This is a genomic window from Pedobacter sp. Leaf170, assembly GCF_920984665.1.
Classification (GTDB): Bacteria; Bacteroidota; Bacteroidia; order Sphingobacteriales; family Sphingobacteriaceae; genus Pedobacter.
The window spans coordinates 289874-301789 of record NZ_CAKLBP010000004.1 but is presented as its reverse complement, the minus strand read 5'-3'; the positions used below and the strand labels follow the sequence as shown (position 1 = coordinate 301789).

At 36.2% G+C, this 11916-nt stretch carries 11 protein-coding genes; 3 read left to right on the top strand and 8 right to left on the bottom strand.

Annotated elements, in window-relative coordinates; genetic code table 11:
* Window positions 1-14: 14 nt before the first annotated feature.
* The 4 genes from infB to LUA90_RS12090 form a co-directional block, all read right to left on the bottom strand.
* Window positions 15-3071: a translation initiation factor IF-2 gene (infB, locus tag LUA90_RS12105; RefSeq protein ID WP_231491088.1), complete on the bottom strand. Its 3057-nt coding sequence runs from the start codon at window positions 3069-3071 to the stop codon at window positions 15-17.
* Window positions 3072-3131: 60 nt separating this feature from the next.
* A complete protein-coding gene (gene nusA, locus LUA90_RS12100; RefSeq protein WP_231460535.1) occupies window positions 3132-4376 on the bottom strand; it encodes a transcription termination factor NusA in 1245 nt (414 codons plus the stop codon).
* A gap of 2 nt (window positions 4377-4378) precedes the next feature.
* Window positions 4379-4843, bottom strand: a complete 465-nt coding sequence (gene rimP / locus LUA90_RS12095; RefSeq protein WP_231491086.1) for a ribosome assembly cofactor RimP — start codon at window positions 4841-4843, stop codon at window positions 4379-4381.
* A gap of 121 nt (window positions 4844-4964) precedes the next feature.
* Entirely contained in the window at window positions 4965-5393 is a 429-nt protein-coding gene (locus LUA90_RS12090) for a hypothetical protein (protein WP_231491085.1), read from the bottom strand.
* 18 nt (window positions 5394-5411) lie between these two features.
* Here LUA90_RS12090 and LUA90_RS12085 point away from each other — a divergent pair, with 18 nt between their 5' ends.
* Window positions 5412-5756 (top strand): phage holin family protein, encoded by a 345-nt coding sequence (locus LUA90_RS12085; RefSeq protein ID WP_231460532.1) that lies wholly within the window; start codon window positions 5412-5414, stop codon window positions 5754-5756.
* A gap of 136 nt (window positions 5757-5892) precedes the next feature.
* On the opposite strand, the gene LUA90_RS12080 is transcribed toward LUA90_RS12085, so the two are convergent.
* The 4 genes from LUA90_RS12080 to panC form a co-directional block, all read right to left on the bottom strand.
* Window positions 5893-7032, bottom strand: coding sequence for an acyl-CoA dehydrogenase (locus LUA90_RS12080; RefSeq protein ID WP_231491084.1), 1140 nt, complete (start codon window positions 7030-7032; stop codon window positions 5893-5895).
* A gap of 111 nt (window positions 7033-7143) precedes the next feature.
* A complete protein-coding gene (locus LUA90_RS12075; RefSeq protein ID WP_231491083.1) occupies window positions 7144-8136 on the bottom strand; it encodes a lysylphosphatidylglycerol synthase transmembrane domain-containing protein in 993 nt (330 codons plus the stop codon).
* Window positions 8137-8141: 5 nt separating this feature from the next.
* A complete protein-coding gene (panD, locus tag LUA90_RS12070; protein ID WP_047800032.1) occupies window positions 8142-8492 on the bottom strand; it encodes an aspartate 1-decarboxylase in 351 nt (116 codons plus the stop codon).
* 137 nt (window positions 8493-8629) lie between these two features.
* A complete protein-coding gene (panC, locus tag LUA90_RS12065) occupies window positions 8630-9475 on the bottom strand; it encodes a pantoate--beta-alanine ligase (RefSeq protein ID WP_231491082.1) in 846 nt (281 codons plus the stop codon).
* Between the two features lie 149 nt (window positions 9476-9624).
* Here panC and LUA90_RS12060 point away from each other — a divergent pair, with 149 nt between their 5' ends.
* Both LUA90_RS12060 and LUA90_RS12055 read left to right on the top strand, forming a co-directional pair.
* Complete coding sequence (locus tag LUA90_RS12060) at window positions 9625-10449, top strand: glycogen/starch synthase (protein ID WP_231491081.1); 825 nt, start codon at window positions 9625-9627, stop codon at window positions 10447-10449.
* Window positions 10450-10471: 22 nt separating this feature from the next.
* Window positions 10472-11881 (top strand): DUF4270 domain-containing protein, encoded by a 1410-nt coding sequence (locus tag LUA90_RS12055; protein ID WP_231491080.1) that lies wholly within the window; start codon window positions 10472-10474, stop codon window positions 11879-11881.
* The last annotated feature ends 35 nt before the right edge of the window (window positions 11882-11916 follow it).

Below are 11916 nucleotides of genomic sequence, written 5' to 3'. Positions count from 1 at the left end.
ATAAGAAATTCTAATTATAACTTTCTTGCAACTTCTACTTGTTCGTAAGCCTCTACAATATCTCCAACTTCGATATTGTTAAAGTTTTGAATGTTTAAACCACACTCATATCCTTTATTAACTTCCTTAACATCGTCTTTAAAGCGTTTTAATGAAGCAAGTTCACCAGTGTAAATTACAACTCCATCTCTAACGATGCGGATTTTGCTGTTACGTGTAATCTTACCATCCAATACCATACAACCTGCAATAGTACCAACTTTAGTAATTTTAAATGTTTCACGAATCTCTACGTTAGCCACAATTTTCTCTTCAAATTCTGGGTCTAACATGCCTTCCATTGCAGATTTAATCTCGTTGATTGCATCATAGATGATAGAATATAGACGGATGTCGATTTGTTCAGCTTCTGCCAGTTTACGTGCACCAGTTGATGGGCGAACCTGGAAACCAATAATAATCGCATCAGAAGCAGAAGCTAACAATACATCAGATTCTGAAATCTGACCAACACCTTTACTAATAATGTTAATTTGAATCTGTTCAGTCGATAATTTCAATAATGAATCGGCTAAGGCCTCAATCGAACCATCCACATCACCCTTAACGATGATGTTAAGCTCTTTAAAGTTTCCAATCGCTAAACGACGGCCAATCTCATCAAGTGTAATATGTTTCTGCGTACGTAAACCTTGCTCACGCTGTAATTGCATGCGTTTGTTTGCAATATCACGTGCTTCAGTTTCACTTTCAAGTGCATTAAATCTATCGCCAGCAGTAGGCGCTCCTTGCATGCCTAATACCTGTACGGGTTGAGATGGACCAGCCGACTCAACTTTTTGTCCACGCTCATTAGTTAATGCTTTTACACGTCCGCTATAGCTACCAGCTAAAATCGGGTCACCCACTCTTAAAGTACCCGCTTGTACCAACACAGTAGTTACAATACCGCGGCCTTTATCTAATGCTGATTCAATAACCGAACCTGTTGCTCTCTTGTTAGGATTAGCTTTAAGTTCTAATAATTCAGCTTCTAATAATACTTTATCTAAAAGCAAATCAACATTTAAACCACTTTTACTTGAGATTTCTTGTGATTGATATTTACCACCCCAATCTTCAACTAAAATATTCATTACTGATAATTGCTCACGAACTTTATCTGCATTAGCACCCGGTTTATCTACTTTAGTAAAAGCGAAAACCAATGGAACACCAGCCGCTTGTGCGTGGTTAATTGCTTCTTTAGTTTGAGGCATCACAGCGTCATCCGCCGCAACTACAATAATTGCAATATCTGCAACTTTCGCACCACGAGCACGCATCGCCGTAAAAGCTTCGTGACCAGGTGTATCTAAGAAGGTTACTTTTTTGCCTGAAGGAGTAGTTACCATGTAGGCACCAATGTGCTGGGTAATACCACCTGCCTCACCAGCTACAACATTTGCTTTACGGATATAATCCAGCAATGAGGTTTTACCGTGATCGACGTGCCCCATGATTGTAACAACCGGCGCTCTTTCAATCAAGTCTGCCTCGTTATCAACTTCTTCAATTACATTTTCTTCGTCTTCATCTGGTTTAACAAATTGTATTTCGTAACCAAACTCATCCGCAACGATGGTTAAAGTTTCAGCATCTAAACGCTGGTTAATTGATACGAACATGCCGAGGCTCATACAAGTACCGATAATTTTTGTCACCGGAACATCCATCATGCTCGCCAATTCATTTGCCGTAACAAATTCTGTTACTTTTAATATTTTTGATTGAGATTCAAGCTCATTTGCTGCTTCTTCTGCTGAAAACGCAACATCATCACGTTTTTGACGACGTAACTTAGCACGTTGAGCAAATTTACCAGACTTACCCGCACCGCTTAAACGAGCAAGAGTAGCCTTGATTTGATCTTGAATTTCTTTCTCAGTAGGTTCTTCTTTAGGTCCGCTTGGTGTAGCATTTCTATTTTGAAAACCTGGTCTGTTGTTATTTCTGTTTCCTTGATATGGAGTTCCACCTTGTCCGGCAGGTCTGTTACCCTGATATGGTGTTCCGGCCGGTCTGTTACCTTGGTAAGGTTGACGCGGTTGTCCTGGTGCACCACCCTGACCAGCTGGGTTTTGCCCTTGCTGCCCTGGATTACCACCATGTTGACCTGGTTGACCCGGAGCTCCCGGAGTTTTTTTACGCTTACGTTTACGTTTGGCGGCTTCGCTATCACTAGATGATGCAACAGGACCGTTTCTTCTATCGGGCGTAGTAGGTAAAACAATTTTACCAATAATATTTGGACCGGTTAATTTTACGCTACGAGCTTTCATTACTTCAGGCTCGTTGCTGACAGGCTTAATTTCAGCAGGTTTTTCTTCTGCTTTAGGCTGATCAACAGGTTTAACTGGCTCTGGCGCTGTAACCGTAGCGGCTGGCGCTACAGGTGCAGGCGGTGCAACTGGTGTTTCTTCTTTTTTAACTTCAATTGGTTTTTCTTCAACCTTTGGAGTTTCTACAACAGGCTTTGCAGCAGTTTCAACTTTTGGCGCTTCAACCGGAGCCTCTTCTTTTTTAGCGGGGCGAGTTTTTGAGTTTAAATCATTTAAATTGATTTTCCCTACAATTTTTACACCTGGCAAACTTCCGTCTTCTGCTTTTTCTTCCTGCTTCGTTTCCGCAACAGTTTCTTTAGCTGCAGGTTGTTCCACCTTAGGTGCTTCAACCTTCTCTGGCTCAGCTTTAGGCTTTTCTACCGGCGGTGCAAATGATTGAGTATTTTTTATCAAAATCTCTTCATTTTTCTCGAAATCGGTATTCTTTTTAGGTGCTTCAGCTGGCTTTTCAGTCTCAGGCTCGTCACGACGTATTTTACCAATCACTATTTGTTTGGCTTCTTCTCTTACGATCTTATCTCCCTGATACTCTTTTAATAAGGCATCATACATATCGCCCGAAAGTTTAAACATAGGGCTTTTCTCGGCTGAGAACCCTTTTTTGTTTAAAAACTCTACGGCCGTACCCATGCCTATATTAAGTTCTTTAATAGCTTTAATTAAAATGATTGGTTTGTCGTCTGACATTTAGCTCCTGTTATTTTTTATTTTAATACAAAAGTAGTGTTTATTTGGCAATTACACCACTTATTCAAATTCTGACTGTAAAATCTGAACCACTTCCTTAATGGTTTCTTCTTCTAAGTCGGTGCGTTTTACCAAATCTTCCACTGTAAGTGCTAATACACTTTTAGCGGTATCGCAACCGATAGCCTTTAATTCATCGATGATCCAGCTATCAATCTCATCTGAGAATTCTTCTAAATCAACGTCTTCATCACTTTCTTCACCTGCTTCGCGATAAACATCAATTTCATAACCGCTTAATTTGCCGGCTAATTTAATGTTGTGTCCGCCACGGCCAATTGCCAATGAAACCTGGTCTGGTTTTAAGTAAACAGATGCATGTTTAGTTTCATCATCTAATTTAATAGAGGTAATTTTTGCCGGGCTTAAAGCACGGGTAATATATAATGAAATGTTATTTGTGAAATTGATTACGTCAATATTTTCGTTTTTCAATTCGCGAACGATACCGTGAATACGTGAACCTTTCATGCCCACGCATGCTCCAACCGGGTCAATACGGTCGTCATACGATTCTACAGCCACTTTAGCACGTTCTCCCGGTTCGCGAACAATTTTCTTGATGGTAATTAAGCCGTCAAAAATTTCCGGAACTTCTTGCTCAAATAAACGTTGCAAAAATTCTGGTGCTGTTCTTGAAATAATAATTTTCGGGTTAGCGTTAATCATTTCTACTTTAGAAATTACTGCTCTTACAGAATCTCCTTTTTTGAAATAATCTGCAGGAATTTGCTCAGTTTTCGGCATCAAAAGTTCGTTGCCTTCATCATCCAAAACTAAAGTTTCTTTTTTCCAAACCTGGTAAACCTCACCTGTAATAATTTCGCCAACGCGATCTTTATATTTCTTGAAAATTTCGTCTTTCTCTAATTCTAAAACTTTAGAAACTAATGTTTGGCGAGCGGCTAAAATTGCTCTGCGACCAAAACTCTCTAAGGTAATTTGTTCAATGTAATCATCACCAACCTCTAAAGTACTATCAAGTTTAGAAACTTCTGCAAGTTCAATTTCTAAATCATCATCTTCAGAAAATCCATCCTCCATCACCTTTCTCGTTCTCCAGATTTCTAAATCCCCATTATCTGGATTCACAATCACGTCACAGTTTTCGTCTGTTCCGTATTTTTTACGTAACATGCTACGAAAAACTTCTTCCAACACACTAATCACCGTTGGGCGATCTATATTTTTGAAATCTTTAAACTCCTGAAAAGAGTCAATTAAATTAATTGTTGTAGTACTCATTTTTACTTAAATGAAATTAACACACTTGTTTCTATTATATCATTAAACGGAACAGTTGTTTCTACTGAAACCGCTTTTTTGCCTTTTTGTTTAACCGATTCTTCAATCAGTAATTCATTCTCTGTAACCGATAAAAGCTTACCCTCTTTCTTTTGTCCGTCTTTAAGTTTAATTCCAACCGAACGGCCAATGTTTTTATTATACTGGCGGATGAGTTTTAATGGCTCGCCTACACCTGGAGATGAAACTTCTAAATTGTAAGCTTGCTCTATTGTATTTTCTTCTTCGAGATGAAAACCAACATGCCTGCTAATGGCTACACAATCCTGTATGCTTATGCCCTGGTCGCCATCAACATGGATAATTAATTTATTGTTTGGCAACATTTTCACTTCAACCAAAAATAGTTCCGGCCTGTCTGCAATTTTTTCCTCTACGAGTGCTGTAACTCTCTTTTCTACCTGCATATTTTAACCTGATTTCACAGAAAAAGGGGACATGGTCCCCTTCTCTTTTCTTCGATTACGATGCAAATGTACAACTATTTTGGAAATAATCAAACTCTTATACAGTATTTTACATCTTAAATCATCTTTTCAGCAATTGAGTTTGGGGCTTAAGATTATGTTTTATTGTGCCTTTAAATAGTTTGTTTCTATCTGCAAAAGATGTACCGAGATAGCTTTCAACTAAATATGATTTTCCTTTTAGAAAAGGCTTATCAGGTGCAAAAATTAAGGAGTCGCCTGCAAGTGTTAATTTACCTGAAATAGTTTCTTCATCTTGTAAACTATCTAATTCGTCTGGTATGCAAACCACCGAAACTAGATTTGATGAGTCTAAATTTTGTTTCAAATCGTTTTTAACCTGATAGATGCTTTTTTTATCTATTTTGTTGAGGATAATTAAATTACTATCTGGCGAAAACTTAATAACAATATTGTTGTTTGTATTCGTGCAAGAAGTTAAATTTATAACCAACAACGCAAAAAACAAATATTTAATTGATTTTAACATTTTACTAAATTAAACTTTATGAGACTAATTATTGAAATCCTTTTAATGGGATTAGCGGTTTTTATTGGCGCAAAACTTGTTCCGGGTGTAACTGTTGATGGTTACGGAAGCGCAATTATAGCGGCAGTTTTAATTGCACTTGCAAATGCAACCATCGGTTTTATTTTAAGGCTTTTAACCTTCCCGGTTAATTTTCTTACCCTTGGGTTAATGTCTTTCATTATAACGGTACTAATGATTTTATTAGTAGATAGCATGATGACTTCTTTTAATACAACTGGTTTTTTTGCTGCAGCATTTTTAGCAATTGTGGTAGCGTTGATTAAAGCAGTATTCGGTGCAATTGCAGGAGAGAAAGAATAGGTGAGGATGCAAAATGTAAGATGGAAAATGTAAGAGGTAGGAGGGGAAATGTAAGATGGCAAATGAAATTCCATTATCCATCTTATATCCCTCATTTTCCATTAATCTACATTTTCTTCTTCCATTCCCCTTAAGGCTATCTAATCACTTCTCTTGAAATTACCATTTTCTGAATTTCAGAAGTTCCTTCGTAAATCTGAGTAATTTTTGCGTCACGCATTAATCGTTCTACGTGATATTCTTTCACAAAGCCATAGCCGCCGTGCACCTGAACGGCTTCTACCGTTACATCCATAGCAACTTTCGAAGCATACAATTTTGCCATTGAACCTGCTTGAGTGTATGGTAAACCCTGGTCTTTAAGCCACGCAGCTTTGTAAACCAATAATCGGGCAGCCTCAATTTGTGTAGCCATATCTGCAAGTTTAAAGGCAATAGCCTGATGCTCTGAAATCGGCTTGCCAAAAGATTTACGTTCTTTTGCATATTGAGTTGCCAATTCGAATGCACCCTGTGCAATGCCTAAAGCTTGCGCTGCAATTCCGATTCTGCCACCTTCTAAAGTTTTCATGGCAAATTTAAACCCGAAACCATCTTCGCCAATTCTATTTTCTTTAGGCACCTTAACATCATTAAACATTAAAGAATGTGTATCTGAGCCACGTATACCCAGCTTATTTTCTTTAGGGCCAATTGTAAATCCTTCGGCACCTTTTTCTACAATAAATGCGTTAATACCTTTATGCCTAAGTTCGGGATGGGTTTGGGCAATAACTAAATAGGTAGATGCGGTGCCACCATTGGTAATCCAGTTTTTAGTTCCATTTAGCAAATAGTAATCGCCTTTATCTTCTGCAGTTGTTCGCTGAGAAGTCGCATCAGATCCGGCTTCAGGTTCAGAAAGGCAAAATGCTCCGATTTTCTCTCCGGATGCTAAAGGTTTAAGGTATTTTTCTTTCTGTTCTTCGCTACCGTAGGCTTCAAGGCCGTAACAAACCAGTGAATTATTAACAGAAACTACAACAGATGCAGAAGCATCGATTTTTGATAGCTCTTCCATTACTAAAACGTAGGAAATTGCGTCCAAACCGCTTCCATTATATTTTGGATCAACCATCATCCCTAAAAAACCCAATTCACCAAGTTTTTTAACTTGTTCTGTCGGGAATTTTTGGTGTTCATCTCGTTCTATAACTCCAGGCTTTAATTCTTGCTGCGCAAAATCGCGGGCAGCCTGTTGTATCATTAATTGTTCTTCATTTAATTCGAAATGCATAACATTTATCTATAAAAGGTTAGTAATTCAAATGTAGGGTTTATAGTTCAAAAATACTATGGTTGCATAGTATTATTTATGAGGAGAAGCTGTGAAACAGATAAAATATAATTATCTTTCTTCAGGTGTATTCCTCTTGACCATAAAAACCGCTAATAAACTTAAGGTTCCTAATAAGAGTGTTAAGAGCAATTGTGATGAATGAATAATGGTTGCATAAGCTAAGCCATCTTTAAACGGCAAATTATAAAGCACTAAAGATTGTGCAACCATCCAATGGAATACACCAATACCACCCTGAACGGGAGCAACCATTGCGAAACCGGAAAATACCATCGCCGTAAAAGCAGCATTAACAGGTAGTGTTGAAGTTTCTTCGAGTGCAAAAAAGCAAGCATACATCGAAACAAAGTAACACAGCCAGATGGCTATTGTATAAAAAAGAAATAATGCTTTTTGCTGAAGTTTTCCGTATGAACTAAATCCTTGACGTAAGCCGACAATAATTTTTAAAAATTTTGTGTTGAATTTTTGTCTTAAAAAATATATCAGAACAATTACAACAAGAATAAATGCTAAAGCAGTTACGATAATCCAAAAGTAATTTAATGAGGAAATTCTGTTTGCTATGGACTGATAAATATTTTCGTGAAGAAAATTGGAAATTAGATTATACTGAAATATTAACACAATTAATGCGCTTAGAAATAAAGCTAAAATATCAAAAAGTCTTTCTGTAATTACGGTTCCGATGGATGAAAACATTGGAACACTATGGGTTTTGCTAATAATTGAACATCTCCCGATTTCTCCGAACCTTGGTATCGCAAGGTTTGCAAGATAGCCTATCATTAGGCTGTGATAAGCATTTTTTAAAGTTACTTTGTAATCGATGGATTGAAACAGCATTTGCCATCTAAGTGCCCTTAAAAAATTAGCTATCCACACGGTAAACGCTGAAATGAAAATCCAAAAAATATTAGCAGTTTTAATTTCCTGCCATATTTTGGCTAAATCCTGACCTTTAAAAGCTAAATATAGAACTCCTACACCTATTAAAAACAGGATGATATATTTTAATGCTGTCTTTAGGTCGAGTATCAAATCATTTATTTTAGCAGATGGTTGTTATCATCAGGAAAAACCAAAATAGGATTGTACTTTTTTGCTTCATCAATTGGTAAAGAACCGTAAGACATAATAATAAGTACATCTCCAAGTTGTGCTAACCGGGCCGTTGCACCATTTAAACAAATTGTACCTGTGCCGCGTTCGCCTTTTATAACATAAGTTTCGAAACGAGCACCATTATTATTATTAACAATCTGAACTTTCTCGTTAGCGATAATATTCGCTGCATCCATTAAATCTTCATCAATCGTTATACTGCCAACATAATTTAATTCGGCTTGTGTAACCCTAACACGGTGTATTTTCGATTTTAATATTGTGATAACCATTTTGCAAAGTTAGTAATAATGAATTAGAGAATTAATGAAATGATAGAATTACAGAATGATTTGAATTTAGGATTTAATAAACTAATGATATTATGTATTTGCGAATATCATATCATTCAATCAATAAAATTCAATCATTAATTAATAATCATATTATCAATCAATCTTGTTGAACCAACTTTTGCAGCAACTAAAGCTACCTGATTTTTTTCATTTTTTGAAGTTGCAGGCTCTAATGTATCTCCATTAGCTATTACAAAATAATCTAATTCTACATCTTTAATTCCATTATAAAAGTTTTTTGCTTTTTCCTGAAGTTCGGTTAAGGAATAGTTATTATAGTTATCTAAAACAAATTGGAGAGATTTGTTGAGCACGAGTGCATGAGTTCTATCAGATGCCGACAAGTGAATGTTTCGGCTGCTCATGGCCAGGCCATCATCTTCACGGATAATTGGGCAGGTAAAAATCTTAATAGGTAAATTGAAATGAGCCAGCATATTTTTTATCATTAACACCTGCTGAAAATCCTTTTGCCCAAACATAGCAATATTGGGCTCTACGGCATCAAAAAGCTTTTTAACGATTTGGGTAACACCTTGATAATGACCTTTTCTAAATTCACCTTCTAATAAAAATTCGGCTTTGCCTAAATCTATGTGCCAGTGTTCGGTTTTATCAGATGGATACATCTCTGTAACATCTGGCATGAACACGCCATTGCATCCTGCATTTTCTAACATGGCTAAATCATGTTCGATAGGTCTTGGGTATTTTTCTAAATCCTTCGGATCTGTAAATTGAGTTGGATTAACAAAAATGCTGCAAATAATGATATCGGCATTTTCTTGCGCAAGCTTGATTAACGAAATATGGCCGTTATGCAATGCGCCCATAGTAGGCACAAGTGCAATTATTTTTCCTGATGCTTTTAAAGGTTTGAGGTAAGCTTTAAGTGCGTCTTTTGTTTTGAATATTTCCAATTCCGACAATCTAAATTAAAGGCATAAAGGTGTAAATTAATCTAAAACTAAGCAAACAAATACTTGTTATATTGATAAATAGTATTATTATTCTTATCTTTGCAGCTCATTATCTTTTAATTAACATAATATTTTTCTAAAATATGGAGATGGCAAAAACGAAGCTGCTGATTGTTACACACGAGATGTCGCCTTTCCTCGAGCTTACTAAAATTTCTGAAATTACTCGTCAATTACCGCAGGCTATGCAAGAAAAAGGATTCGAAATCCGTATTCTTATGCCGAAGTTTGGTAATATAAATGAGAGAAGAAATCGTTTACACGAAGTAATTCGCTTATCTGGAATGAACATCATTATTGATGACAATGATAACCCTTTAATTATTAAGGTAGCTTCAATCCCTGCGGCACGTATGCAGGTTTACTTCTTGGATAATGAAGAATATTTTCAGCGTAAGCAGGTATTCAGAGATGCAAGCGGAAAATTTTTCGACGATAACGATGAGCGCACTATTTTCTTTTGCAAAGGTGCATTAGAAACTGTTAAAAAATTAGGATGGGCTCCAGATATCGTTCACTGTCATGGTTGGATGAGTTCTCTAGTTCCTGCGTACATCAAAACTACTTACAAAAACGACCCTACGTTTAAAAACTCTAGAGTTGTTTATTCGGTTTATGAAGATGGTTTTACAGAGAAATTAAATGAGAATTTTTCTAAAAAGGCTGTAATGGCAAACATGACTGAAGAAGATACTAAAGCTTATAAAGGTGCTGATGTTAATAGTTTGCACATGGGCGCTATAACACATTCTGATGCAGTAGTTTTAGCAGATGAAAACCTTGATGCGGCTATGTTAAAATTTGTTAAAGATTCAAATAAGCCAACTTTAGCTTATAACTTAACCGAAAATTTTGATAACTTCTATACTTTCTACGAGGAGATTTCAAATGAAGAATTGGTTTCTGTAGCTTAAATAGGCATTATTATTTTTAAATATGAAATTTATAAAACAAGACTTATTAACCCTGTTGATAGGTCTTTTTCTTTTTGCGTCTTGTAAAAATCCTGATGGAGTTGGTTTAGATGTAGATCCAAATTCTGCAATTCAAGGCACTCTTGTTAACGATCAATTGGTTACTTCTCAAACCGTAAGAGAACCAGATTTAACAACATCTATGTTATCTGCTCATCCTCTTGGTTATATGGTTGATCCGATTTTTGGTAAAACCGAATCGAACGTTGGGATGACTGTTTCACTTCCGGGAACTGAAACAAGCTTAGATTTTACCTCTGCAACACTAGATTCTGCAGTATTGGTACTTAACCTAGCTCCGCAGTTTTATGGCGATACTGCTACATCTAAATATAGTATTGATGTTTATCAGTTAACTAATAAGATTACCAAGTACAAATCTTCTGATGCACTTCCGCATAATTCTACTTTATTAGGTAATTTTAATAATAAGATTTTTCCTAATACTAAAGTTAAGGTTACTGAAGTTGTAGCTAGTAAAAATGATACGATAAGGACAATGACACCTCAAATCAGAATTCCTTTAAACAAAGTGTTTATCCAAAATACTATTTTGGCTTTGCCTGCAACCAGTACATCTACAGCTGAAAAATTTATAGAATATTTTAAGGGTTTATATGCTGAGGTTAATAAAACATCATCAACAGGAACAGGTGGTGTTGCATTTTTAGATTTTGCAGGCTCAAATTCTTATTTGCAATTAGTTTACAGGAAACCAAATACTACAAATGGTATAGATACTTTATCAAAAAACTTTGCAATTGCATCAGCAAATACTGTTACAGCCAATATTAAACATGATTACAGCGGTACTGCAGTACAAACGCAATTGGATAATCCAACGGTTCAATATGGTGTAACTTATTTACAAGGTTTAGCTGGTGTTAGAACAAAGATTTCTTTTCCGAACCTAAAAAACTTTACAACAGTTTATGGTAAAGCAGTTATTAATAAGGCAGAATTAGTTTTAGATTTAAGCGCAGGAACATTTGCTACACCTTTTGCGCCATCTCAAAGATTATCTTTATACCGTTGGGATATTGCACAGCAAGAAGTAAACGTACCTGATCGAGATCAGTCTGCATCTAACTACAGCGGAGACCCTAGAGCGAAAACTGATGCAGCTTTTGGTGGATATTACGACTCATTAAAAAACAGATACGTTTTTAATGTTACGGCATATATTCAGGATTTAATTGACGGAACAAAAAATGATTATGGTACTTTCATTGCACCTGAATCTTTAACAGCAACATCTGTAAATCTGGGTTTATCAAGAACGACTACTACTGCATCAAGAGCAGTTGTTGGAAGTTTTGGTAATCCTACAAATCGCTTAAAGCTCAATATTTACTATACAAAAATGAATTAAGCAAAATAATTTTTCTTTAAAAACCTTATCTACTC

Bases quoted from the DNA above. Each gene is read 5' to 3' on its own strand.
- LUA90_RS12060 (WP_231491081.1), top strand. From the start codon at position 9,625: ATGGCAAAAACGAAGCTGCTGATTGTTACACACGAGATGTCGCCTTTC.
- nusA (WP_231460535.1), bottom strand. From the start codon at position 4,376: ATGAGTACTACAACAATTAATTTAATTGACTCTTTTCAGGAGTTTAAA.
- LUA90_RS12090 (WP_231491085.1), bottom strand. From the start codon at position 5,393: ATGTTAAAATCAATTAAATATTTGTTTTTTGCGTTGTTGGTTATAAAT.
- LUA90_RS12085 (WP_231460532.1), top strand. From the start codon at position 5,412: ATGAGACTAATTATTGAAATCCTTTTAATGGGATTAGCGGTTTTTATT.
- LUA90_RS12080 (WP_231491084.1), bottom strand. From the start codon at position 7,032: ATGCATTTCGAATTAAATGAAGAACAATTAATGATACAACAGGCTGCC.
- panD (WP_047800032.1), bottom strand. From the start codon at position 8,492: ATGGTTATCACAATATTAAAATCGAAAATACACCGTGTTAGGGTTACA.
- infB (WP_231491088.1), bottom strand. From the start codon at position 3,071: ATGTCAGACGACAAACCAATCATTTTAATTAAAGCTATTAAAGAACTT.
- LUA90_RS12055 (WP_231491080.1), top strand. From the start codon at position 10,472: ATGAAATTTATAAAACAAGACTTATTAACCCTGTTGATAGGTCTTTTT.
- rimP (WP_231491086.1), bottom strand. From the start codon at position 4,843: ATGCAGGTAGAAAAGAGAGTTACAGCACTCGTAGAGGAAAAAATTGCA.